Annotated in this window: 24 protein-coding genes and 2 pseudogenes; 18 read left to right on the forward strand and 8 right to left on the reverse strand. The window is 41.3% G+C overall.

Translation table 11 applies throughout. From position 1 onward, the window contains the following. Positions 1-192: 192 nt before the first annotated feature. The 4 genes from V7K55_RS13325 to V7K55_RS13340 form a co-directional block, all read right to left on the reverse strand. Positions 193-2,229, reverse strand: a complete 2,037-nt coding sequence (locus V7K55_RS13325; protein WP_334831964.1) for a DUF262 domain-containing protein — start codon at positions 2,227-2,229, stop codon at positions 193-195. 299 nt (positions 2,230-2,528) lie between these two features. Then, entirely contained in the window at positions 2,529-3,932 is a 1,404-nt protein-coding gene (locus V7K55_RS13330) for an NAD(P)(+) transhydrogenase (Re/Si-specific) subunit beta (protein ID WP_334831966.1), read from the reverse strand. Further along, on the reverse strand, positions 3,929-4,222 hold the full coding sequence (locus tag V7K55_RS13335; RefSeq protein ID WP_094327626.1) for an NAD(P) transhydrogenase subunit alpha: 294 nt from the start codon (positions 4,220-4,222) through the stop codon (positions 3,929-3,931). Before V7K55_RS13335 ends, V7K55_RS13330 begins: the two co-directional genes overlap by 4 nt. Positions 4,223-4,255: 33 nt before the next feature. Beyond that, a complete protein-coding gene (locus tag V7K55_RS13340) occupies positions 4,256-5,422 on the reverse strand; it encodes a Re/Si-specific NAD(P)(+) transhydrogenase subunit alpha (RefSeq protein WP_334831968.1) in 1,167 nt (388 codons plus the stop codon). A gap of 761 nt (positions 5,423-6,183) precedes the next feature. Between V7K55_RS13340 and V7K55_RS13345 the strand changes: the two genes are divergently transcribed. From V7K55_RS13345 to V7K55_RS13380, 8 genes and pseudogenes are all read left to right on the forward strand, one after another. Beyond that, the gene (locus V7K55_RS13345) at positions 6,184-6,696 is read left to right on the forward strand and encodes a DUF2808 domain-containing protein (protein ID WP_334831970.1); all 513 of its coding nucleotides are present in this window, start codon (positions 6,184-6,186) and stop codon (positions 6,694-6,696) included. Positions 6,697-6,827: 131 nt separating this feature from the next. Beyond that, on the forward strand, positions 6,828-6,962 hold the full coding sequence (gene rpmH / locus V7K55_RS13350) for a 50S ribosomal protein L34 (RefSeq protein ID WP_094327629.1): 135 nt from the start codon (positions 6,828-6,830) through the stop codon (positions 6,960-6,962). A gap of 25 nt (positions 6,963-6,987) precedes the next feature. After that, positions 6,988-7,410 carry a ribonuclease P protein component gene (rnpA, locus tag V7K55_RS13355; protein ID WP_334714994.1) on the forward strand — a complete coding sequence of 141 codons (423 nt, stop codon included), beginning with the start codon at positions 6,988-6,990 and terminating at the stop codon, positions 7,408-7,410. Beyond that, entirely contained in the window at positions 7,397-7,789 is a 393-nt protein-coding gene (locus V7K55_RS13360; RefSeq protein ID WP_334831972.1) for a PH domain-containing protein, read from the forward strand. The genes rnpA and V7K55_RS13360 overlap by 14 nt, the downstream gene beginning before the upstream one ends. Before the next feature lie 153 nt (positions 7,790-7,942). Beyond that, positions 7,943-9,097 (forward strand): membrane protein insertase YidC, encoded by a 1,155-nt coding sequence (gene yidC, locus V7K55_RS13365; protein WP_094327632.1) that lies wholly within the window; start codon positions 7,943-7,945, stop codon positions 9,095-9,097. Then, positions 9,094-9,624 (forward strand): Jag family protein, encoded by a 531-nt coding sequence (locus tag V7K55_RS13370; RefSeq protein WP_334831975.1) that lies wholly within the window; start codon positions 9,094-9,096, stop codon positions 9,622-9,624. Before yidC ends, V7K55_RS13370 begins: the two co-directional genes overlap by 4 nt. Before the next feature lie 140 nt (positions 9,625-9,764). After that, positions 9,765-10,283: a YceD family protein gene (locus V7K55_RS13375; RefSeq protein ID WP_334831977.1), complete on the forward strand. Its 519-nt coding sequence runs from the start codon at positions 9,765-9,767 to the stop codon at positions 10,281-10,283. A gap of 145 nt (positions 10,284-10,428) precedes the next feature. Further along, a pseudogene (locus V7K55_RS13380) lies at positions 10,429-10,560 on the forward strand (IS982 family transposase); the annotation flags it as partial. On the opposite strand, the gene V7K55_RS13385 reads toward V7K55_RS13380, so the two are convergent. Then, a complete protein-coding gene (locus V7K55_RS13385) occupies positions 10,550-10,978 on the reverse strand; it encodes a putative toxin-antitoxin system toxin component, PIN family (RefSeq protein ID WP_442949087.1) in 429 nt (142 codons plus the stop codon). The pseudogene V7K55_RS13380 and the gene V7K55_RS13385 sit on opposite strands and share 11 nt — an antisense overlap. Beyond that, positions 10,978-11,199, reverse strand: a complete 222-nt coding sequence (locus tag V7K55_RS13390; RefSeq protein ID WP_029637898.1) for an AbrB/MazE/SpoVT family DNA-binding domain-containing protein — start codon at positions 11,197-11,199, stop codon at positions 10,978-10,980. The genes V7K55_RS13385 and V7K55_RS13390 overlap by 1 nt, the downstream gene beginning before the upstream one ends. Before the next feature lie 163 nt (positions 11,200-11,362). On the opposite strand from V7K55_RS13390, the pseudogene V7K55_RS13395 reads away from it, so the two are divergent. Next, positions 11,363-11,470: pseudogene (locus V7K55_RS13395) on the forward strand (YceD family protein); the annotation flags it as partial. A gap of 365 nt (positions 11,471-11,835) precedes the next feature. Continuing rightward, complete coding sequence (locus tag V7K55_RS13400) at positions 11,836-12,423, forward strand: SMI1/KNR4 family protein (protein ID WP_334831983.1); 588 nt, start codon at positions 11,836-11,838, stop codon at positions 12,421-12,423. A 70-nt stretch (positions 12,424-12,493) separates the two neighbouring features. Here the strand turns inward: V7K55_RS13400 and V7K55_RS13405 are convergent, their stop codons facing one another. Further along, positions 12,494-13,192 carry a HEAT repeat domain-containing protein gene (locus V7K55_RS13405; protein WP_334831985.1) on the reverse strand — a complete coding sequence of 233 codons (699 nt, stop codon included), beginning with the start codon at positions 13,190-13,192 and terminating at the stop codon, positions 12,494-12,496. A 64-nt stretch (positions 13,193-13,256) separates the two neighbouring features. Here V7K55_RS13405 and V7K55_RS13410 point away from each other — a divergent pair, with 64 nt between their 5' ends. From V7K55_RS13410 to V7K55_RS13420, 3 genes are all read left to right on the forward strand, one after another. Then, positions 13,257-14,768, forward strand: coding sequence for an AAA family ATPase (locus V7K55_RS13410; RefSeq protein ID WP_334831987.1), 1,512 nt, complete (start codon positions 13,257-13,259; stop codon positions 14,766-14,768). A 119-nt stretch (positions 14,769-14,887) separates the two neighbouring features. Beyond that, positions 14,888-15,409 carry an SH3 domain-containing protein gene (locus V7K55_RS13415; protein ID WP_334831990.1) on the forward strand — a complete coding sequence of 174 codons (522 nt, stop codon included), beginning with the start codon at positions 14,888-14,890 and terminating at the stop codon, positions 15,407-15,409. Positions 15,410-15,595: 186 nt separating this feature from the next. Further along, the gene (locus V7K55_RS13420) at positions 15,596-16,876 is read left to right on the forward strand and encodes a peptidoglycan-binding protein (protein WP_334831992.1); all 1,281 of its coding nucleotides are present in this window, start codon (positions 15,596-15,598) and stop codon (positions 16,874-16,876) included. A 38-nt stretch (positions 16,877-16,914) separates the two neighbouring features. On the opposite strand, the gene V7K55_RS13425 is transcribed toward V7K55_RS13420, so the two are convergent. Continuing rightward, positions 16,915-19,941, reverse strand: coding sequence for an SMC family ATPase (locus V7K55_RS13425; protein WP_334831994.1), 3,027 nt, complete (start codon positions 19,939-19,941; stop codon positions 16,915-16,917). A 409-nt stretch (positions 19,942-20,350) separates the two neighbouring features. Between V7K55_RS13425 and V7K55_RS13430 the strand changes: the two genes are divergently transcribed. The 5 genes from V7K55_RS13430 to V7K55_RS13450 all read left to right on the forward strand — a co-directional run bounded on the left by V7K55_RS13430 (position 20,351) and on the right by V7K55_RS13450 (position 23,098). Continuing rightward, entirely contained in the window at positions 20,351-20,782 is a 432-nt protein-coding gene (locus V7K55_RS13430) for a hypothetical protein (RefSeq protein ID WP_334831996.1), read from the forward strand. 47 nt (positions 20,783-20,829) lie between these two features. Then, positions 20,830-21,186: an NB-ARC domain-containing protein gene (locus tag V7K55_RS13435; RefSeq protein ID WP_334831998.1), complete on the forward strand. Its 357-nt coding sequence runs from the start codon at positions 20,830-20,832 to the stop codon at positions 21,184-21,186. Positions 21,187-21,196: 10 nt separating this feature from the next. Beyond that, a complete protein-coding gene (locus V7K55_RS13440) occupies positions 21,197-22,489 on the forward strand; it encodes a tetratricopeptide repeat protein (protein WP_334832000.1) in 1,293 nt (430 codons plus the stop codon). 214 nt (positions 22,490-22,703) lie between these two features. Next, on the forward strand, positions 22,704-22,922 hold the full coding sequence (locus tag V7K55_RS13445; protein ID WP_334832002.1) for a hypothetical protein: 219 nt from the start codon (positions 22,704-22,706) through the stop codon (positions 22,920-22,922). Further along, complete coding sequence (locus V7K55_RS13450) at positions 22,919-23,098, forward strand: type II toxin-antitoxin system RelE/ParE family toxin (RefSeq protein WP_334832004.1); 180 nt, start codon at positions 22,919-22,921, stop codon at positions 23,096-23,098. The genes V7K55_RS13445 and V7K55_RS13450 overlap by 4 nt, the downstream gene beginning before the upstream one ends. Positions 23,099-23,172: the final 74 nt, after the last annotated feature.

Consider the following 23,172-nt stretch of genomic DNA (forward strand, 5'->3'; position numbering starts at 1 on the left):
TTTTAACGAACCACAGAGCCGCAGAGAACACAGAGGGAAGAAGAGAGCGATCGCACTGTGGAGATTTGAGGGGCGATCGCTTTTTTAATTTTAACTAACCCCAAGATGCCAAGGAGTCAGATTTTAGGTGAGCGCATTTTGGCTAGTGTGTAGCGATCATTTTTTGTCTCAGGCAAAGGCACACATATTTTATTAATTAGATAAACCTTCTTTTTTTGAGACAAATCCTATACCCAAAAATTCTATTTTTTCTTGTTCGTTTCCTATGCTCAATTTCCATCTTTCTTCCATAAAATTTAGTAAATCAATACCTCTTTTAAGTATCTCCTTAGCTGTCCAATCTTCATAATTTGCTACTTCATTTTCAGAAAAAGACCCATATCTATATCCAATAGTATTTATTTCATTCCCTTTTTTTGCAAGGAAAGATTTATTGCTAAAGCTAGAGTTTTTAGCTGATGAAAGAGGTAACAAGTTACCAAGAGAATTTTTTAATATCCTTTTTTCTTTAACTGTATACTTTTGAAAAGCATCACGCCAATATTTGTCTTTGTCAGTTTGTGGATATATATGTTCAACAGTCTTATAATCTTCTGTAATATCATTATTAATGAATTCATACCAATTTATCTTTATTTGGTTATGTTTTGACAATGATTGTAGATATAAATCATATTCATAAAGAAAATATTTTATTCCACGCCACCTGTAAAACCCTCGTGTCTTCAAGTCAGACTTTATTCGTTTTAATGCACTCTTTTCACAACAGGCTTCATCAAATATTTCTTCCAACTCTTTTATTAATTTTTCTGCTGTAACTTTACTTTTACTTAGGTTTATTGCTTTTTCCAAAGTATTGAATCCTGTAAGAGAAAATATTGCCTGAGACGGAAAACCAATTAATAAGCCAAAAAACATTAGTAATTCTAAAGCCTTTAAAAACCTGATCCTCTTGTCTGTGTTAGTTTCTTTCTTGAAAAAAGACATTATCAAAGGAGGAACAACAGATGTCGTTCCAATATTTACTAATCTGTTTAGTTTATCTAGCCAAATTTTCTCATTTTCTGAAAAATCACTAAAATAAGGATTAGAGATTTTATGCCATAAGACAACTGATTGCTGCAAATCTCTGACATAATCATTTATGAATTTAGTGTTTAACTTAATTGTATTATTGCTGTCCTCACTATTATTTTCTTGAACGATGTTTTTAGATATAAATATTTTTTCTAGCAGGACTTTATAGTATTCAGCACGAATAATATAACGACTTGTATTTATATTGACACCAAAAGTTTCATCACCAGATATTTCATCCTCAGTGCTTGTATCTTTTCCAAAATATAAAATAAAATGATTAAATAAAAATTTGTCATCATCTAGTGGATTATCTTTATTTTTACCTAAATTATGATATACAGTTTTCCATGCTTCATTGATACTATGCCTCAAATCTCTTTTTTCATAATCTTCAACATTAAGCTTTATAGAAAGATATATTAATCTATTTTTCAATAATTCAAGCACTGAAAGAGGTTTTCCTCTATTGTTCATCGTCTCAAAAGCAATACAAACATCTATATCATTAGAAATTGTAAATAAATTAAACAATAAATGCTGTGTTAATTTTTGAAATATATTTTCTCTTTGGGTATGAGACAATTTTTCTAATGCATCTCTAAAAAATCTTTTAGCTATTTCGAGGTTATGAGTATAAATCGTCTCTTGCTTGTCAGAAATATTAAAAGAATGCTCGTCAAAAACCTTTGTCTTTAAAAATTCATAACTTGGATTATCTTTTTCATAACCAAATATATACGATCTAGAAATGCCGCCGTCGTCATCTTTTGAATCAAAAATGTATTTTTTGCGGATCTCATCAACGGTATTATAATTTAATTTACTATTTTTCTCGGTACACTCAATCAATCCTTGAATGAGAATTATTGAGGTTGTTAATCTCTGTTGACCATCAACAATATAGTAAGCATCATAACCTTTGGACTGTATGATCCATGAATCATTTTGCCACTGATTGATAACCTCGCTAGAAACTTCTTCTAAAGTTAAAACTCCTACATAATGGTTTTTTCTATCCTCCAGTTGTTCTAAATCATTCCAAAAATCTTTAAGCTGCTTCAGATTCCAAGCATATCCTCTCTGGTAGTCTGGTATTCTATATAGTTTTTCTGTAAAAATTTTAGATAGTGAATATAGTTCTTTGTCCATAAATTATTTATCCTGCACCAAAATAGATAGTTAAATTAAGTTGCGGTTAGTCTGTGTAACTTTATACATATAAACTTAAAATTACTGTTTTGTCAAAGCCCAAGAGCTAATTTCGACTATAAAATTTTGTAAAACTATACTCAACACATGAATTAAGCTTTTATTAGTACAAAATTAGTACGTTTTTATTAAAGTCTTATTTATCCTAAACAATCTCCAAAAAAAATTGCCTTAGAAGCATTACACTCCCAAAGCAAGCCAACTCTTTAAATTCTTTACTCCGCGCTCTCTGCGGTTCGTTAAAGCTGCTTCACTTCCGAAACCAACTTCGCCACCATATCCTTAGCGCTACCAAAAAGCATCGTCGTTTTCTCCTTGTAGAACAACTCATTATCTACACCGGCAAAACCCGTACTCATCCCGCGCTTAATCACAATCGTCTGCTTCGCCCGATCTACTTCCAAAATCGGCATACCATAAATCGGGCTATTTGTATCACTCCGCGCCGCCGGATTTACCACATCATTTGCCCCAATTACTAAAGCCACATCCGCTTGATCAAACTGGGGATTAATATCATCCATGTCGTACAACTGGGTATAAGGCACATTTGCCTCCGCCAGCAATACATTCATGTGCCCCGGCATTCTTCCAGCAACGGGGTGAATGGCATACTTGACATCAACGCCCATTTTTTCCAACTGATCTGACAATTCCCGGACGCTATGTTGGGCTTGGGCAACTGCCATACCGTAACCAGGCACAATTACCACAGAACGGGCATAACCCAACATCATTGCCCCTTCTTCAGGATCAATGCTGCGGACGCTTTGATCGGTTGCACCACCACTAGCAGCACCACTAGAACTAGAACCTGTACCAAAAGCGCTGAACAGCACACTAAATAAGGAACGGTTCATCGCCTTACACATAATCTCGGTAAGGATTAATCCAGATGCTCCCACCAAAGCACCAGCAATGATTAACATATTGTTCATCACCACGAACCCCGCCGCCGCCGCCGCCACACCTGACAACGAGTTCAATAGCGAGATTACCACTGGCATATCGCCGCCACCAATGGGGATGACGAACATCACGCCCAGCACTAAAGAAACGCCAACCACTCCCAAGAATATGGGTAAGCTATCTGGTGTAATGATTAAGTAGACACTTCCTACTACATAAGCACCCAGAAGCGCAAGGTTAAATGGTTGCTGGAATGGAAATGTAATCGGGGAACCGCTAATTAAACCTTGCAATTTGGCAAAGGCGAGAAAACTACCTGTGAAGGTAACACCACCGATTAACACATCCAACAGCATGGAAATGTTGACATCTAAGGGTATCGCCTGAGAACTATCTAATAACCGCCAGAATTCGGCAACGGCTACTAATGCCGAAGCCGCACCGCCCAAACCGTTGAGTAAACCCACCATTTGGGGCATTTCCGTCATTTGGACTTTGTAGGCTACGATCGCACCAATTCCCGATCCAATTGCCAAGCCCAATAATATCATCTGGTAGTTCAACACGTGTTGATCGAGCATTGTTGCTGCGATCGCCAGCAGCATCCCCACAGCCGCTACAATATTACCGTTTCTCGCTGTAGCCGGCGATCCCAGCTTTTTCAAGCCCAGAATGAATAACGATGCAGCGACTAAGTACGTCAGCTGAATGCCAGTTGGTAAAAAGTCGCTCACGCCTTAATCTCCTTCTTCTTGAACATTTGCAACATTCTGTCTGTCACTAAAAAACCACCCACAACGTTGACTGTTGCCAATACCACAGCAATCAAACCGAGAATTACCGATACACTTGTGTCTCTCGCACCAGCAGCAACTATTGCTCCCAGTACCGAAATGCCAGAAATCGCGTTTGAGCCTGACATTAAGGGCGTGTGTAAAGTCGGTGGGATTTTGTTGATGACTTCAAAGCCGATAAAAGATGCCAACACAAATACAAACAAAGCAGCAAGTAATGCCTCTGTCATGAAATCAAAACTCCTTATGGTAATTTTTGGCTATTAACCTGCTCCAACGCCACTCAAAGCTTGTAGTGCATCCCGCACTCGTTGATTGCGAATTTCACCAGCGTGGGTAACGCAAGCTGCATCAACGATGTCGTCGCTAAAGTTTACTTGCAAGGCTTTGTCTTTAATTAGCAATTGCATCAACGAAGTTACGTTCTTGGCATACAATTGGCTGGCGTGAATTGGCATTGATGATGGGAGATTGATGGGGCCGATAATTGTCACGCCGTTCCATACAATATCTTTACCGGGTTCGGTACAGGCGCAGTTACCACCCTGATCAGCAGCCAAATCCACAATCACTGAACCTGGTTTCATTTGTGCTACCATTTCTTCTGTAACTAGCCGTGGTGCTTGTCTTCCAGGTACTTGGGCGGTGGTAATTACAACATCAGAATTTTTGACGTGTTCGGCGACAACTTCTTGGGTACGTTGTTTGCTCGCTTCAGAAATTTCCTTGGCGTAACCGCCAGCAGCGACGGTTTCTTCGTCTAATTTGACTTCAACGAATTTTGCCCCTAAGCTTTGCACTTCTTCTTTAACGGCGGGACGAATGTCAAAGGCTTCTACCACTGCTCCCAAACGTCTAGCGGTAGCGATCGCTTGCAATCCGGCTACACCAGCACCCATAATAAATACTTTCGCTGGTGCGATCGTCCCTGCGGCTGTGGTTAACATCGGGAAATATTTCGGTAATGCAGCTGCCGCAATTAATACTGCCTTGTAACCTGCTAATGAAGCTTGCGAGGACAAAGCATCCATACTTTGCGCCCTGGTAGTACGGGGAATCATCTCCATACTCAAGGCTGTGATTTTCCGATTTGCTAGTTGCTGCGCCACAATAGGATTTCCCAAGGGATTGAGGAAACTAATTAAAACAGCCCCTTCCTTTAACAAATCAATTTCTGAGCGTCCATCTTCTCGTTCTTGTGGTGGGCTGACTTTCAGCAGAATATCTGTTTCACCCCATAATTTGGCAGTATCGCTGATTATTGTAGCTCCTGCGGCTTCATAGTCAGGATCGCTGAAAAAAGATCGCTCTCCTGCACCTGCTTCTACCCAAACTTCCAAACCTTGTTTTACCAATCGAGCAACGGTGTCAGGAATTAATGCCACACGACGTTCACAAACTTCAATTTCTTTAGCAACTGCTATTCTCATGAAATCTCCTGAAGATAAATACCTAATCTCTGCCAAGTAAGCGATTGTCTAGATGATGCGTATCCCGCACTCATAGTACTTAGGCAGGAACATCAGCCATGAATTTTACTTGTAGATTGAACCTTGAATCTTTCCTCTCCCACTCTTAGCTCTCCAGGCAAAGCCTGACTTTGCCGTTCGCAGATGTCATATTTTCAGATAGTTGCAAACAGGGTTACGTATTGCACATCCTAAATTGATTCCCAAATTTTGCATCTTTATCTTTAGCTTGTTTTCGGGATTGAGAAATTTTGGTATTCCTTTCTTATAGAGTAATATTGACCGAATTTTTGAAGCTTGATAATTTCCCAATCAAATTTTAATGATTACAACTTTGATTCCAACTTATCCTAATCAATCTATCTCAAGTTAACTGGCGATCGCTGATGGCATCCCTCAACTTTTATAACAAAACTCTCAAATTTAGATACACTTGTACATATTTAGAAACACAATCCAATCCCAACTGTGTTTATATTTAGTTGAAAATTTGACCAACCTAGTCATAAAATCAGTACTCTGTAAGGGTGATGAAGTAAATTGATTATTGGTTAAATTTATTACTAAGGAATTTTACTGCCGCCCAAACATCAGGGAGGGTGGCACCTTTTGTTGTTACGGAACGTCAATTGTCAGGAAGTGAGTAGTAAACTTTAGTAACGAATACTAACACACGGTTATTTTAGATAACAGATTTGTTTTTTGGTAGAGGAAGCTCAATTATGCGACGTTTACTTTCCGCTTTAGCCGTGACTAGCTGTTTAGTGACTGGATTTCCAGCCCTGACTTGGGCACAAAGTTTACCTGGATTTACGCTGTTTAGCGGCGTTAAATCCGAAAATCAACTACCCTTCCGGTTAGATTTTGGTGGACAAGCCAATGGTTGGGATCGATATATATTAAGGATTCCAGCTAAAAGAATGAAATTGGCAGTTGGTCAATTTGCCATTACCTACCCTGATTATTACAAAGGAACTTTTGACCAGAAAAATATTGAAATCCGAGTCAAAGGCAAAGCAGTTCCGCTTTCTGAGGTGAAGTGGGACAAAGAAGGTAAGCTAATTAATATTTTTCCTCAAGAGCCGGTGCCAGCAGGTAGTGCAGTCGAGGTAGTGTTATCTAACGTGAAAAACCCATCCTTCGGTGGAGTTTACTATTTTAATTGTCAAGTTCTGTCCCCTGGCGATGTACCACTACTGCGCTACCTGGGAACATGGATTTTGAGCATCAATTAAGACTGGGGAATGGTTACTGGGGACTGGGCAGATAAGGGAACAAGAGGATCGATCAATTCCCAATTCACTAAAAAAGGTGATACAGTTAGAGATTGTGAGTTTTTATAAAAATCACCTAAGAGGAGAAGAGTATGAAAAGAACATTAGGCGGCACTAGCCGTAAGAGAAAAAGAACCTCTGGTTTTCGCGCCAGGATGCGGACACCAGACGGTAGGAACGTGATTAGCGCTAGGAGAAGAAAGGGTCGTCACCGTTTGAGCGTTTAGGACATATTGAGCTAAAAGAGCATCTGTGGCTTTGCCTAAAGCAAATCGGCTAAAATCCCGCAAGGATTTCCAGGCAGTTTTCCGGGAAGGAATTCGGCGTAATGGTTCTTACTTAACATTGAGAGCCTTAAAGCCGTTGTGTTCAAGAAAACCTTCTTTGGACACTGCCACCCAGACTACACAAGCAATTGACTCAGTAAATCTTGCCAGCACGCGAATTGGTATTTCCATAAGCACGAAAGTCAGTAAAAGGGCAGTGGTTCGCAACCGCATCAAACGGCAAATTACCTCTGCTTTATATAACTTGCTGCCCAAATTATCACCAGGATGGCGGTTAGTGTTCATTGTCAAACCTACAGCAGCAGAATCTAAGTGCGTAAGCCCACAATTTCTGCAAGAATTAGAGCAGTTGTTGGCACAAGCTGAGGTGTTCGATGGGAATTCGTGAAGATGTCTATTATGAAGGTGGCCCCCATCGTGGGGATTTAATTGTCAACCTGCTAATTGGGCTAACCATTGTCGGGATACCATTAACAGTTGGGGCAATTGTCAGGGCATTGTGGCTGCGTTTCCGCATCACCGATCGCCGAGTTACCGTGATTGGAGGTTGGCAAGGGCGCGATCGCACTGACATAATTTACTCAGAAATTGTCAAAGTTGTTACCATCCCCCGTGGCATTGGTTTGTGGGGAGATATGGTACTAACCCTAAAAAACGGCAGTCGTCTCGAATTGCGTGCAATTCCCAAATTTCGAGAAGTCTATGACTACATCAATGAAAGAATTGCTGCGAAAAATCCCGAATATAGCGCTACTGCTAACAAGTGATGAAAGTAAGGGGAGGGAGAAGAACCAATGCTCAATTCCCAATGCCCTATTTGTATGTGCGGCTATCCGTAGCTAAGGGTAGTCGCACATAATTTATGATTTAGATAAATTAGATTCAGTCAGTTTACAGTACCTCAGGTTGAATTCAGAATAATGGATTTTGGTATCGGCTTTCTCTCGAACAACGTGATGTTGCCAATCATAGATTTCTTCTATGGTATATTTCCGAGCTACGGATTGGCGATCGTTGCTTTGACATTGATAGTCCGCTTCGCGCTCTATCCCCTGAGTGCTGGCTCAATTCGCAACATGCGGAAGATGCGAATTGTACAACCTCTAATGCAGAAGCGGATAGCAGAAGTTAAAGAGCGTTATAAGGATGAACCGCAAAAGCAGCAGGAGGAAATGGTCAATGTCCAAAAAGAATTTGGCAACCCCTTAGCAGGCTGTTTTCCATTACTAGTACAAATGCCGGTCTTATTAGCGCTGTTTGCCACTTTACGGGGTTCGCCTTTTGCAAGTGCAAACTACAGCGTTAACTTGCAAATCCTTCCCGCAGAACAAATCGAGCAAATTCAACCGCAAGCCTTTGCTACTGCTCCTCAGAATATTTATGTTGCCGATGGGGAACACGTTAAAGTAGCTGCAATCCTTCCCAGTGGTAGCAAACTGGCCGTTGGAGAACACACTAAAATTCAATATCAGACTGTTGAGGGCAAACCCTTTCAGGTACTTTTAGCAGAACACCCAGAAAATAAGCTAGTTCCTGATTGGAAAGTCACCAAAGGGGAAGAGCGGATAAAAATTGATGCTGATGGCAATGTAGAAGCCTTGCAACCGGGAGAAGTTAGCATTCAAGGAACAATTCCTGGACTAGCAGCAGAAAAAGGTTTTCTATTCATTGATGCTTTAGGCAGGGTTGGCGCACAAGATCCTGATGGCACAATCCACTGGGATATTGTCGCCATGATTGTCTTCTTTGGAATCAGCCTTTATGTTAGCCAAATGCTTTCTGGGCAAAATTCCAGTGGTGGTAATCCCCAGCAGGATACCGTTAACAAAATCACTCCAGTTATCTTTTCTGGGATGTTTTTGTTCTTTCCCCTACCAGCCGGGGTGCTGATGTATATGGTGATTGGTAATATTTTTCAAACTGCACAAACTTATCTTCTTTCTCGCGAACCTCTATCAGAAGAACTGCAAAAGATCGTAGAAACCCAGGAGAAAGAAGCAACAACATCTACTGGACAAAAAGCATTGCCATTTGAACCGAAAAGTTCCAAGAAAAAGGCCACAGGGGGATCATGAGCAACATTTCGATGCAGCGAGGTCAGCAGTGGTTAAAAACCCTGCTGGAACTCACTGGAGTACCTGCTGAGATTCAGGGTCATTTAGAAACTCCCCAATCTCAAGACAGCGATTCCCCAGAACCAGATAATTACTGGTTGACAATCGATCAAACTAATTTGACGACAGAACAAATTCAGGTATTAATTGGTACTGATGGTTCTGTGTTAGATGCGATTCAGTATCTAACTAATTCGGTTATTAATCTGAGCCAACCCCCAGAGGAACAAGCTTCTTACACTATTGAATTGAATGGCTACCGGGTCAAAAGAGAAGCCGAAATTCGCGCATTAGCAGAAGCAGCAGCCGATGAAGTGCGCTTTTCTGGTAGAGAAGTGGAAATCAAATCTCTCAGTTCTGCTGAAAGGCGACAAATCCATACTTTCTTGAAGGAATTTGGAGATTTGGAAACCTTCAGTCGCGGCAAAGAGCCACATCGTCATCTGGTTGTGCAGCCAGTTTCTTTGGAAGAAGAGAGACGCGATTAATCGCGTCTCTACAAGGGTTAATTGAAAGCTCAATATAATTTCAAAATTTCTCTTGTTCCTAAAAGCTAAAATAAAGATGTAGTATCAGTATTATTGCTGATAATGACCATTAATTTTCGTGAGGATGTCTCACAAATCCTATGGACGCAATTTATATTCCGCAGCTAACCAAAGCCCCGGAGCGGACAGAGGAAGTTCAAGTTGAGGAATTTCTGCCTGGTCTGGAAACGTTGACACCAGTTCGCGGTCATGTGCGCGTGCAGCATCATGGTAGTTATCTGGAAGTGTCCGCTCAGGCAGAAACAATTATTACTTGTACCTGCAATCGATGCTTACAGCAATACAATCGCCGCTTAGGGCTTGATACGAAAGAAATCATCTGGTTAGACGAAACTGCAAATCAAGTAAATGACTTGCCCTTAGAGCGGGAAGTGGTTATGGAAGAGTTGCTTGAAACCCTTCCACCCGATGGTTATTTTTCTCCTAACGAATGGCTGTATGAGCAGATGTGTTTAGCAGTACCTCTGCGCCAGCTGTGCAGCAGGAATTGTCCAGGTATTCCTGTAAGTAGTACTGTTGATACTACTGATAGTCCTGAAACTCCAGTTGATAACCGTTGGGCTTCTCTGGAAGCTTTGAAAAAGCAACTTCCTGGGTAACAGCTTATTGTTTATGCCTCAAATTCTGTGATTTACCACCCGTGCGTAGTTTACCAACCTAGGCATCGCTTTCGGGAATATTAACTCGACAGAGACAGCATGGGTGGCAAATATACGAGGCTTGTAAGATGCGATCGGAAAGTTTATGTCTACTATTATATCTCGGCTCGACATTACACAAATATTCTGTGATGTAGATGACTTCTGTAAGCAGTGGGAAAACTTATGGCAACAAATACCACTTTTACAAGGCATCACCGGAAAAATTAGGGTGACTGACCATCAATAACATTTAGAAAATCTTCAGCCGTGATAATCGGGCAAGAAAAATTATCTTTTAGACTGAGTAAATCGCGATCGCCGGTCACGAGATAATCAGCCTCGCTGACCACAGCCAAAAGTAAAAAAGGCACATCAAACGGATCGCGACATTCAGGAATTACAGGCAAGCGATCGGGCATTGCTACAGCTTCACAAAAGAGTATGTAATCCGATAGTAAATCTTCTTGCTCAGTTGGCGTGAGCTTAAACTTTGGATAAGCCAGCACTCGGATTAACTCAGTTGTTGTCGCTTTAGAAACAAGTGGAGTGAAGAGATCGTCCTGCCATGCCAAACGAAGCCTAGATACTCTGCCCCCAAATATCAGCGCTGAGATGATAATATTAGTATCAATTACCACCCGTGGACAAGCCATTACGATTGACGCGCCCAAGCCACTGCATCAGCCACATCCTGCTCACTCAGTCCTAAATCCGCTAGCTTAGATCGAACCGCATCAGCCCGCTGAATTTTTACAGGAGTCAGAATAATTTGCCCCCCCTCCACCTTTACCTCAAAATACTCAGCCTCACCGATTTCACGAGTAATACTTTTAGGCAGCGTTAGTTGATTTTTAGAAGTTAACTTGGCGAGCATGACTTGCCTCCTAGCCTTTGCTATCAAATGTAAGGATTCCTTACTTGAGTGTATACATCCTACCTTACTAAATCTAAAACCTTCGCAGGTTTGGTAACAGAACATTAAGAGCATCTTAACCAAGGTGATTACCCGCCTGTGCGTAGTTTACCGCCGTAGGCATCGCAATTGTCCAGGTATTCATGTAAGTACTAGAGCTGATAGTTCTGAAACTCCAGTTGATAACCGTTGGGCTTCTCTGGAAGCTTTGAAAAAGCAACTTCCGGGATAGTAATTTGATAATTCCGTTAGACTGAAGTCTGCGGCTACACGAACTAAGCCTGTCTACACAGGCTTATTGTTTTATATTTTATTAACTATTTAAAAGATATCAAAAATTGTTGTATTTTATCAATTGCTAAAATTCAATAGATCAGAATATTCGGCAACTCTATGCTTAAACTAAATATTAAATAACTCATTTGTCAATTTTTATGTAATAAAAAATATTAATTTTTTCTATGAGTTACTATTTTATTAAGTTTATAATTGAGCAAACTATGTTTAATATTTAAAATCCCAAATTATCAGTTAATACTATTAAAGCTTGTTTTGTTAAACTACTGATTAATTAACTTCCAATACAAAGATACTATAATGAAGACTTTTGACTGGGAAAGTCGTATTAGAGAATGGAGCCGTCAGCGAATAGAAGCACTCGAAGAGTATGAGCAGGAAGAGTTAGCTCCAGAAGTTATTGAATCTGGATCTCTATGCTATCCAGGTGCAAATGAAGAAGAAATTTCTGCTACCGAAGCTAGATTAGGTGTAACCTTGCCGCCTTCTTACAGAGAGTTTCTCAAAGTTTCTAATGGGTTGTATTCTACTTCAAAGTGTGGCATCAGATTTTATTCAGTTGAAAAAATTCAGTGGTATATTTTAGATAAAGAAACCTATATACATCGTTTAGTAGAACTGAACCAGGATTTGGAACCAGTACCAGACGAAGAATACTTTATTTACGGTGATGAGCAAGCTTATAGTCGTGTAGAACATCTACAAACGTGTCTAGAAATTAGTACTGAAGACTATCAGATAATTTTTTTACTTAATCCTCAAGTTATTACAAGTGATGGTGAGTTGGAAGCTTGGTATTATGATTCTAAATATGGAGACGCACAAAGATATCCATCTTTTGGTCAAATGATGGAAGAAATATTAAACGATCCAGAATTTTTACCATAAACTACGCGAAACCCAACCCCCTGAACCACAAGAGGAAAGGTTTTTCAGATATCGTGAAAAGTCAGACCTATTATTCAGTTTGGTTATTTTCTTCTTTGATTTGTTCTAACAATGGACGAAATGAAGAGCGCGAAGTATAACCATTTATATTTATTCCTCTTACTTTTAACGTCTGCAATAGTTTTGAACGAATATAAAATTCTGCTGTTTTGTCTATATGAATTAAAGCGTCAATTATCTCTTTATTCCAGTTACCAAGTTTTGAAAAAGCATCAACGCATAAGTAGTGAGTATATTCATCGGAACTTTTATATATTAAATCAATTAGAGCATTAACAGCGTCTCTATTGCCTTTTGCAATAATTCCTAAACTATAAGCAATATACTGACGAGTATGTTCTTCCTCAGTTATTTGTGCCAAATTTATTAAACTAGTAATTGCATATTGATTACCAACAGCAATTTTTGCCAAATTCTGAGCTGCTATCCTGCGGGTAGGTATACGAGCAGTGTTAAGTTGCTCAATCAAAGTTTGGATAACATCATTATTATCAGTACCAATTTCGCTCAAACTTTGAATTGCTGCCCAGCGTATTGGTTCATCAATTGTAGTGCGTACTACATGAATCAAGGCAGCTATGACATCCGGGTTATTAGCACCAACAAACCCCAAATATTTAGCAGTCTGTTTAAGAACAGCGTTATCTTGACTTGTGCGTAGTTGCTGAACGAGAAAATCAATATTGTATTGTTCTTGCTGGTTACTCATTGGCTTTCTGAACCAAGAAAGTTGTACATTGCGTTCAAGATAAACTAACCAATAACAGCTATATATGAATTTCCGTGAAGAGTTTAAACTGCTGCTACGCGCCCGTTACCCGTTGATTTATATTCCCACTTATGAGGAGGAGCGGGTAGAAACAGCTATCCGGGAAGAAGCAACCAACCAGGGTAATCGCCCAGTATATACTTGGGATTTTGTCGATGGCTATCAGGGAAACCCCAATGATGTGGGGTTTGGGCGACGTAACCCCCTACAAGCTTTAGAATTTATCGAAAAATTACCAGCTTCCGCACCTGCGGTATTGATTCTCCGAGACTATCATCGCTTTTTAGATGATGTTGCGATCGCTCGCAAACTCCGCAATCTCTCCCGACTCCTCAAGTCGCAACCAAAAAATATTGTCCTACTATCGCCACGCATCGCCATTCCTGACGATTTAACCGAAGTTCTTACAGTCGTCGAGTTTCCCTTACCCGCCGCCGCAGAAATTAAAACTGAGGTGGAACGCTTACTACAAAGTACAGCAAACTCCCTTTCTGGCAAAGTTTTAGATGATTTGGTGCGCTCTTGTCAAGGGCTTTCGATGGAACGGATTCGTCGAGTTTTGGCAAAAGCGATCGCTACCCACGGTGAATTGCAGCCAGAAGACGTGGATCTTGTTTTGGAAGAAAAGCGCCAAACTATCCGCCAAACCCAAATCCTGGACTTCTACCCCGCCACTGAGCAAATTTCTGATATCGGCGGACTCGATAACTTGAAAGACTGGCTGATCCGTCGGGGAGGCTCATTTACTGATAAGGCGCGACAGTACGGATTACCGCACCCCCGTGGTTTAATGTTGGTGGGTATTCAGGGAACTGGTAAATCGTTAACGGCAAAAGCGATCGCTCATCACTGGCATTTACCCTTGCTACGTCTGGATGTGGGCAGGTTATTTGGTGGCTTGGTGGGTGAATCAGAATCTCGAACTCGGCAAATGATCCAAGTAGCCGAAGCCCTCGCTCCCTGTATTTTGTGGATTGATGAAATAGATAAAGCCTTTGCTGGAGTTGGTAGCAAAGGTGATGCCGGAACAGCCAGCCGGGTGTTTGGTACTTTTATTAACTGGCTAGCCGAAAAAAGCTCACCCGTTTTTGTCGTCGCCACCGCCAACGACATCCAAGCCTTACCGCCAGAAATGCTCCGCAAAGGGCGATTTGATGAAATTTTCTTTGTGGGATTGCCTACCCAAGAAGAGAGAAAAGCAATTTATGATGTTCATTTATCCCGATTGCGTCCCCATAACTTGAAAAGTTATGACATCGAGAGGCTAGCTTATGAAACGCCCGATTTTTCGGGAGCAGAGATTGAGCAAACTTTAATTGAAGCGATGCATATTGGATTTAGCCAAAACCGCGACTTTGCTACCGACGACATTTTAGAAGCAGCCAGTCAAATTATCCCTTTGGCGCGAACTGCCGTAGAGCAAATTCAGCAACTCCAAGAATGGGCGGCGGCTGGGAGAGCGCGTTTAGCATCGAAACACAATCCTTTAAGCGATCGCCTCCGGCGCACTACGTGAACGCTTCAACAGTAGCTACAATAAATTGATTAGTTAATAATTGCTAGTTAATAGCCAATAGTTAATCATGAATTACTATTGACTATTGACTATTTACCACTGGCGATCGGGTTTTAACTATGTTGTCTGGCTTAACAAAATTTATACTTGGGTTTTTCTTAGCGATCGCTGTATTAGTAGGTGGCGGCGCTGCAATTGCACTCTATTTTATGAATCGCACCGGCATACCTCCTGCCAAACCCGTTTATTCTAACGATAGTCCCTCGGTGAAAGCCCAAGCTCCAAAAGGAACAGAGCTTGGAGGAGCTAAACCCAGCCTTACACCTAGGACATCTAGTAAATCGTCTCCAACTCCCACAGAATCGCCAAAGGCTACCCCATCATCACCAAAACCATTGCCATCGGGAGCTTACCGAGGACGTGTTAATTGGGCTGAAGGCTTGAGTTTGCGATCGCAACCAAATCAAGAAGCTGAAAAAATTGGTGGGGTTGCTTTTAATCAGAAAATTATTATTTTGTCAGAAAGCGAGGACAAAGCTTGGCAAAAGATCCGTTTGGAAGGTAGCGAACAAGAAGGTTGGGTGAAAGCAGGTAATACTGAAAAAGTTGACGAACAACAGCCTGAAAAACCAGAGCAATAACAATTCTATAAATAAATTTTGTTGCTCTGAAACTGGTATGGCTCTTTTAATTCTTTCTCCCTTGTAAGAGCAGATCCCCTCCCACCTGCATCTTCTGGAAAATTACTTATAAAGAATCATACAAAAAGCAACCATTACACAGAGAAATTGGTATAACTATATGTAGCCATAACTTGAAAAAAGCAAGTGAAAACAGGGGTAGATAGTTATTTAACTAAGCTTGCCTCAGTCTATGAGGCATCTGAAAGCGTCAAGATTGTTCCTAGCATAGCTAATTTCAAATTTTTGAATTGGAAAAAGTTATCTAGCAGTGCGTCAATGCGTCTTTTATCTGTGGCACTGATTACAGGGCTTCTGAGTGTAGCTGGGCAAGCTTTAGCACTTCAGAAAATCGGAAGTAATGGGCTGGAAGTTAGCAGTAGCCAGAGATGTTTAAAAAAATTAGGCTACTTTAACGGCCCTGTAACAGGTAAGTTTGCTGGTTTGACTCAAAATGCTACGATCAAATTTCAGCAAGCAAACAGAATACCTGCTGATGGGGTTATAGGTGTTAATACGCAACAGGCTTTACAACGAGCATGTCAAAGTAGAACTGGTCGTAGGAATAATAGTAGCGCATCGCGTAGGCGCAGCCCAACCCAGGCATCGCCAATTGGTCAATATCCTGTTCTCTCTCAAGGCAAAACTGGTGCAGCCGTCACAAGGTTACAACAGCGTCTGCGGCAGTTAAATTACTTGAATGTTAATCCCACTGGAAATTTTGGCCCAAAGACTAGAGATGCTACGATCAGATTCCAGCGAAGTTATGGCATAGCTGCTAACGGGATTGTGAATCAACAAACTTGGAATGCACTGCTAGGTTCGTCTCCAACTCAAGCCAGAACCAGTTTCTCGACTCAACAACCCAGCAGAGATTATCTGACTGTAGGCGATCGCGGTGATAATGTCGCATTAGTTCAACAGCGTTTATTGCAGTTGAATTTATCTAATACCAACCCTGATGGATTTTTCAGCAATGACACCAGAGAATCTGTAATTGCATTCCAGCAATCTTCTCGACTTAATGCTACTGGAAATGTAGATTGGCAAACTTGGCAAGCATTAGGGTTGAATAGCTCAACTGAGGGTAATTCTACTGAGGCTAGTAATGGTTATTTAGTACCCCTTAGCAATCGCTATGCTACGCCTGAGAATAATCGCTATGTGTTACCTCCTGCCAATGGCTATGCTGTACCTGGGACTAATGGCAACACATTAGTTGCTAATAATCCTTACAGAGTAATAATACCAATTTCCAGTAATGATACTCTGAGCAAAGTGCAACAATATATACCTGATGCAGTAACAGAGCAATCCCATCTAGGGGATTATGTGAATGCTGGAGCATTTAGCGATCGCGCCCAAGCCGAAACCCTAACGAAAAAGCTCCGCTCATTAGGGCTGGATGCACGGGTAAAATATAATTAGGGATTGGGGACTGGGGACTGGGGATTGGGAAGATTTGATTAAATTGACAAACTCAACTGGGAACCTTCCTGAGTTTTATTCACCTCAATCCTCGCTTGGAAAGCTTCTTTGAGGTGGGGCATGTGGGTTACAGTGAGAATGCAAGCGAAATCGGAGGAGATCGCATTAATCGCTGCAATCAAGCGATCGCATCCTTCGGCATCTTGTGTACCAAAACCCTCATCCACAATCAACAATTGCAACGCCGCTCCCGCCCGTTGCGCTAATAATTTTGCCAAAGCTAAACGGATGGCAAAGTTAATTCTAAACGCTTCTCCACCAGAGTAAGTTTCATAAGATCGCGTTCCTCTAGAATCGGCGATTAAAATATCTAGGGTGTCTATCAGCTTGGCATTTTTCTTGGTTGATTTAGCACTACGTCCAGCTTTTTGAGTAATAAATTGTACGTGAAATTGATTACCACTCAACCGCGAAAGTAGTTGATTTGTCTCGGCTTCCAGTTGCGGTAACACATTCTCAATCATCAGTGCTTGGATACCATTTTTACCAAAAGCTTGCGCTAATTCCTGATAAACCCGATATTCTTGCTTACAAGATTGTAATTGCTGTTGCTGTTGTTCATACTGAATTTGCAGCGTTTCCAGTTGATGCGCCAACTGTTCTAAACGCCCCAGCTTGGCTATTTGCTCATCGAGTTGCCGTCTGCGGATTGCTAACTGCTGCTCTAAAGTTTGAATTTGGGCAGATGGGTTAGCTGTTGCTTGTAATTGCTGGATAATGCTTTCAATTTGTCCGCCGAGTTTTTGCCGCTCCGTGACTCTAGCGCTTCTAGATTCCTCTAACTCTTGCAATCTCGTCTGGAGTTGAGGATACTGCTGCTGGGCTGAGAGCAGTTGTTGATACCGCAGATGCCAGGATTGAGCTTTCTTTGCAGCCATACGCAGATTATTGTGCTGCTCAGAACTGTAGCCGATTTCGGTAATGTGTCGTTCAAGAGCCGCAATTTGTTTAGCACATTCAGAATCAGTCTGATCCTGCTGGATTCTAAGTTGTAATTGAGCAATTTGGGATTGTAATTCTGGTTTTCGGGCTAATAGTTGCGTTTGTCGTTTCGTTGCATCTTTAATTTGTCCTTGTTTAATTTCTGCCCATCGCCACCGCTCAACTTCGCTGCGAGCGAGGGCGTGGTCTTGTTCATTATAATTAGCTTGTTGCAGATATTGGTCTAACTGCCGGAGTTCGGCGTGTTTATCGGGAGCGTAATCACCTGCTTGGAGCGATCGCTCTAAATATTGTTTTTCAGCAGCAATTTGTTGTAACTGTTGTTGGACATCAGTTGTCGCTTCTAACTGTGCCGCCAACTGTCCTCGCTGTTCGCGTAAACCATCATAAATAGCCAATTGTTGGGAAATTTCTCGATATTCCTGTCTAAGTACCTGAATTTCTCTGTCAGACACAGCCATTTGTTCTCGCACTACCCAAAACTGTCCTTGAGTATCCTCTAACTCAGCCTGGGTTTTTTCGACTACTCGGCTCCAATGATGTTCATCTAAAGGACGTTCGCATAATGGACAAAGTGCTTCAGGATTTTGGAGCATAAGCAATTTTTGCTCTAATTCCCCGATTAGCTTTTCATAATCGCGTTGATGAGCTTGCAGACGTTCAATAAAGTGTCGTCTTTCATGCCCTTTTTCCTGGACTCGTTGCAAATAAACCCGCTTTTTCTCAAGTTCCTCAATCTGGATTGCTACATCCATCACCGCTTGTTGCAGTTGCGGTTGGCGGCGGTGCTGGCGTTGCAATTGGTTCTCAGTACTTTGCAGTTGTTCGAGTCGCGCTACTAAACCCGCATGAGTGCGATCGAGTTGGCTTTGTAAAGTTGCTCGTTGTTGCAACAACGGAGTCACTTGCATTTGCAGTTCATCTAGACGAGCAACATGGTGACGCGCTGCGGCTAGTTGTGATAAAGCAGCTTCCACTTCACCTGATTTAGTTAGAGTCTGCTGAATATCTCGCTCTTGTTGCTGTAAAGCTTCTAGCTGCGCTTGGGCTTGTTGCAGTTGCCGTTCAATTTCGTGAATTTGTTTGGTAAGCTGTTGTTGCTTTTGTTGGCGAGTCTGCTGGGCGCGGGTATATTCTTCAAATTTGGTAGCAAAAGCTTCTTCTTGAGATTGGAGACTTTGATATTGGGCGTATCCAGCTTTAATTTCAGCTTCTTGATGTAATATTTTTTCTAAATCTGATAGCTGAGAGCTAATAGCTGATTGTTCTTGTTGGAGGCGATCGCAATCTTGGGTAAGATTTTGGTATTGTTGCTTTACAAAACTGAGTTGTTGTTCCCAATTTTGGCGCTGGTGCTGGACAACTTGCAAACTTTGTAATTGAATATTATCAAAAGCTTGCACCTGTTGCAGTTGGTTGAGTTCGGCTTCTAACTCGACTCTTTGCGCTTGGGTAGTCTCGCGTTGTTGCAGCTGAATTTTGATTGACTCCAAAGAACGCTCTAACTCTAACGCCCGTGCTTTGAACTGACGAGAAGATTCCTTTGCCCGTTCTTCCAAATCATCGTACTGATTGAGTTTCAACAACTCCGCTAAAATTTCTTTGCGTTCTGTCGGGCGCTTGAGCATGAATTCATCTGCACGACCTTGACGTAAGTATGCAGAGTTAATAAATGTATCATAATCAAGCTTGATATGTTCTAAAATCAAATCTTGAGTAGCCCTTACCCCTTTGCCAGTGAGTGAGCGAAACCCAGATGGGATTTCTATTTGAAATTCCAGAACACTAGTACCTCCGCGAATTCGAGTCCGAATCACCCGATATTTTTGCTGGTTACTTTGAAAAGTAAAATCAACTCGAACTTCTTTCGCACCAGAATAGATCACATCATCTTCAGCAGTGGCGCGGCTTTCACCCCAAATTGCCCAAGTGATTGCTTCCAGAAGCGAAGATTTACCCGCACCATTGGAACCACAAATACAAGCCGTATGCAAACCACGAAAATCTAAGGTTGCATCACGGTAACTAAGAAAGTTTTTGAGAACAAGTTGTACTGGGATCATTCAGGCTATAGCGCCACATCTACTTTTAATAATTAACAGTACAGATGCACTGTTTGTTAGTTTAGCTATCTAGATATCAGGTTTCTAGTCTTGAAGACATCAATTTCACAAAATTTAACAATAGGATGAGTAAATTTTTCTTGTTGGATGAATAAATTTTGCTGTCTTTAGAGAAAAATAAAACTTCTGTAGAGGTTTCTTGTTATTTGTGACTGTTATATGACAATACAGTTCAGTTAAGCAATTTTTTCTTCTCCTCTTCTCTCTCTGCGTTCTCTGCGCCTCTGCGGTTCGTTAAAAAATTGACCTTGGTAAAGCCAGAATCAAAGTAAAAAAATCAAGGTGATAGGGGAAAAGCGTTAAAATATTCAGTAAAAATGTACATTTCTGAGATAGCCATCATAAACCAATGGATATAGCCCTAATCGTTAAACTTCTCGCTCCCTCTCTTCCATATCTGTTAAATATGGGTAATAAAGCCGTAGAAGGTGCATCACAGAAAGTAGGTGAGGATGTTTGGAATAAAGCCAAGGCGATTTGGGGAAAATTACATCCCAAAGTAGAGGCTAACCCAGATGCGAAAAAAGCAGCCGAAGCAGCAACCAAAAACCCAGGCGATGAAGATTACCAAGCAGCATTCCGGGCGCAATTAAAAGATATTTTAAACTCTGATACAGCATTAGCCCAAGAGATAGCCAAAATTTTGGAAGAAACAAAATCTGCTGATAGTTCTGTTAGTCTCGATGCTCAATCTTACGATGAAAGTATACAGATAAATACAGCAGGTAACGTTAATAATCCAAATTATGACTTGACTAGGAATATCAACAGCCCAAAGTAACCACCAATATTACTATTCTTGGTGCTGTACAGCAAGAAATATTGGAGTTGCTAGAACGCAGTACCAAAATAGAATCGCCGGGGGTTCTCAAAGCCGGGAATCCCGGTAAAAGTTTGGCTTACTGGCAAGGAAGAACAGCAGAAATTGCCCAAATACAGCAATGGTTAACTGATGAAAATACCTTTCTAATTGGTATAGAAGGTATTGGTGGCACAGGTAAATCGATGCTGGCTACAAAAATTTATGAAATTGCCGATTTCCCCAAGCGATTTTGGGCTGATGTCAGTAACGGGGCAGGTTTTAGCGATTTAGCCAGAAAAGTATTAACAGAGTTTGGCTTTCCCGTTCCAGAACAAGAAGCGCAGTTAGTAGAGGCGCTAGTTAGTATTAAAGGCTTGCGATGATTTTTTAACCTTGCGGGGTTATTATGCAGACCAAGTAGAATTGTATGGGCAGTTGGTAAGTAAATGGGAAGAAATTGGTGCTAGAGAAAATTGGAATTATCAGGCTGCTCTCACTTCATTAGGTAATGCTTACCAATCATTAGGGCAATACCAACAAGCCATAAAGTACCACCAGCAATATTTTAAGATAACCATCGAAATCGTTAATCGTAATGGCGAAGGAACTGCCTTAGGCAATTTAGGTAATGCTTATGACTCCTTGGGACAATACCAACAGGCTATTGATTCTTACCAGCAGTGTTTGGATATAGCCAGAGAAATCGGTGATCGTAAAGGTGAAGCAAGCGCTTTGGGGAATTTAGGGGTTACTTACAATTCCTTGGGACAATATCAACAGGCGATTGAGTACCACCAGCAATGTTTGAAGATAAACAGAGAAATTGCTAATCCCAATGGCGAAGGAATTGCCTTTGGAGGTTTAGCTATTGCTTACCGTTTTTTGGGCCACTACCAACAGGCGATTAAGTACCACCAGCAACATTTGAAAATAGCCAGAGAAATCGGTGATCGCAATAGCGAAGGATCTGCCTTGGAAGGTTTAGGCAATGCTTACTTTTGTTTAGGGAAGTACCAACAGGCAATTGATTTTTACCAGCAGTCTTTGGATATATCTAGGGAGATAGGCAATCGCAATGGTGAGGGAATTACCTTTGGGGGTTTAGGCAATGCTTACTTTTGTTTAGGGGAGTACCAACAGGCAATTAATTTTTACCAGAAATGGTTAAAGATAGCCAGAGAAATCAGCGATCGCAATGGCGAAGGTAATTCCTTGGGCAATTTGGGCAATGTTTACAACTCCCTGGGAGAGTACCAACGGGCGATTGACTTCCACCAGCAGTCTTTGGAAATCTCTAGGGAAATAGGCGATCGCAATGGCGAAGGTAGTTCCTTAAACAATTTGGGCAATGCTTACGACTCCCTGGGACAGTACCAAGGGGCGATTGAGTTCCACCAGCAGTCTTTGGAAATCATGAGGGAGATAGGCGATATTCGGGGGGGAGCAAACAGCTGGTATAACTTAGGTTTGTCATTAGAAAAAGTTGACAGAGAATCAGACGCGCTTGGTGCTTATCGCAATGCCAGCGAACTATATCAGCAAATGGGACTTGATGCTGATGTACAAAATTGCAACAATGCAATTGAGCGTGTTTCTCAACCTAAAGCCCCTGTACTTTCTCGCCGTGGGTTTTGGGCGTGGTTGCGTCGGTTGTGGCGTTGGGTTCGTGCTTGGTTTCGGCAGTGATTTTACCTTACGCAGAGAAGAGGCTTTATAGAGGGCGATATTGTAACGAATATCTTAAAAGTCAAGCGATCTGTGCAGAGTGCGATCGCAATGATTAATATCGATAAATATTTTGCTCGTCGTGGTATTTTTTTGATAAAGCTCAATTGTAAAAAATTATCCAACTGATAACGATAAAATAAAAAAAGGGTTAAATCAAAATCATCAAGGAACTATGGTTAAAACTTCAGCGTTTCAGCAGGCGATTGAAACAGTTGAAAAATTGTCCTTAGAAGAGCAAGAGATATTACTCAATATTCTTCAAAAACGATTGCATCAACAACGTAGATATATAATATCGCAAGAAATAAAAGAAGTCCGCCAAGAATTAGCCGAAGGAAACATTAAATTTGGCTCAGTTGAGCAATTTCTAGAAGAACTTGATCAACCATGAAAATTGCTTGGACACCTAAATCTCTACGAGCTTTTAAGCGAATCCTACGCAAAAGTCCTGATTTTCGATCGCTAATTGAGAAAACTTTGTGTCAGTTAGCAGAAGATCCCTTTCATCCCAGCTTACACACCCACAAACTTAAAGGCGATTTATCTAATATAGCGGTTCTCAGTTGAGTGAGGTACAAGAACCCCACCCCCAACCCCCTCCCCGCAAGCGATGAGGGGGCTATGATGTACCTTGTATGATT

The sequence above is a fragment of the Nostoc sp. genome, from assembly GCF_036919895.1.
In the GTDB taxonomy this organism is placed as follows: domain Bacteria; phylum Cyanobacteriota; class Cyanobacteriia; order Cyanobacteriales; family Nostocaceae; genus Nostoc.

What these genes read in the sequence shown, in the direction of transcription:
- V7K55_RS13325 (WP_334831964.1), bottom strand. Translation starts at nt 2,229, where the DNA reads ATGGACAAAGAACTATATTCACTATCTAAAATTTTTACAGAAAAACTA.
- V7K55_RS13335 (WP_094327626.1), bottom strand. Translation starts at nt 4,222, where the DNA reads ATGACAGAGGCATTACTTGCTGCTTTGTTTGTATTTGTGTTGGCATCT.
- V7K55_RS13340 (WP_334831968.1), bottom strand. Translation starts at nt 5,422, where the DNA reads ATGAGAATAGCAGTTGCTAAAGAAATTGAAGTTTGTGAACGTCGTGTG.
- V7K55_RS13345 (WP_334831970.1), top strand. Translation starts at nt 6,184, where the DNA reads ATGCGACGTTTACTTTCCGCTTTAGCCGTGACTAGCTGTTTAGTGACT.
- rpmH (WP_094327629.1), top strand. Translation starts at nt 6,828, where the DNA reads ATGAAAAGAACATTAGGCGGCACTAGCCGTAAGAGAAAAAGAACCTCT.
- V7K55_RS13360 (WP_334831972.1), top strand. Translation starts at nt 7,397, where the DNA reads ATGGGAATTCGTGAAGATGTCTATTATGAAGGTGGCCCCCATCGTGGG.
- yidC (WP_094327632.1), top strand. Translation starts at nt 7,943, where the DNA reads ATGGATTTTGGTATCGGCTTTCTCTCGAACAACGTGATGTTGCCAATC.
- V7K55_RS13370 (WP_334831975.1), top strand. Translation starts at nt 9,094, where the DNA reads ATGAGCAACATTTCGATGCAGCGAGGTCAGCAGTGGTTAAAAACCCTG.
- V7K55_RS13375 (WP_334831977.1), top strand. Translation starts at nt 9,765, where the DNA reads ATGGACGCAATTTATATTCCGCAGCTAACCAAAGCCCCGGAGCGGACA.
- V7K55_RS13385 (WP_442949087.1), bottom strand. Translation starts at nt 10,978, where the DNA reads ATGGCTTGTCCACGGGTGGTAATTGATACTAATATTATCATCTCAGCG.
- V7K55_RS13390 (WP_029637898.1), bottom strand. Translation starts at nt 11,199, where the DNA reads ATGCTCGCCAAGTTAACTTCTAAAAATCAACTAACGCTGCCTAAAAGT.
- V7K55_RS13400 (WP_334831983.1), top strand. Translation starts at nt 11,836, where the DNA reads ATGAAGACTTTTGACTGGGAAAGTCGTATTAGAGAATGGAGCCGTCAG.
- V7K55_RS13405 (WP_334831985.1), bottom strand. Translation starts at nt 13,192, where the DNA reads ATGAGTAACCAGCAAGAACAATACAATATTGATTTTCTCGTTCAGCAA.
- V7K55_RS13410 (WP_334831987.1), top strand. Translation starts at nt 13,257, where the DNA reads ATGAATTTCCGTGAAGAGTTTAAACTGCTGCTACGCGCCCGTTACCCG.
- V7K55_RS13415 (WP_334831990.1), top strand. Translation starts at nt 14,888, where the DNA reads ATGTTGTCTGGCTTAACAAAATTTATACTTGGGTTTTTCTTAGCGATC.
- V7K55_RS13425 (WP_334831994.1), bottom strand. Translation starts at nt 19,941, where the DNA reads ATGATCCCAGTACAACTTGTTCTCAAAAACTTTCTTAGTTACCGTGAT.
- V7K55_RS13430 (WP_334831996.1), top strand. Translation starts at nt 20,351, where the DNA reads ATGGATATAGCCCTAATCGTTAAACTTCTCGCTCCCTCTCTTCCATAT.
- V7K55_RS13445 (WP_334832002.1), top strand. Translation starts at nt 22,704, where the DNA reads ATGGTTAAAACTTCAGCGTTTCAGCAGGCGATTGAAACAGTTGAAAAA.
- V7K55_RS13450 (WP_334832004.1), top strand. Translation starts at nt 22,919, where the DNA reads ATGAAAATTGCTTGGACACCTAAATCTCTACGAGCTTTTAAGCGAATC.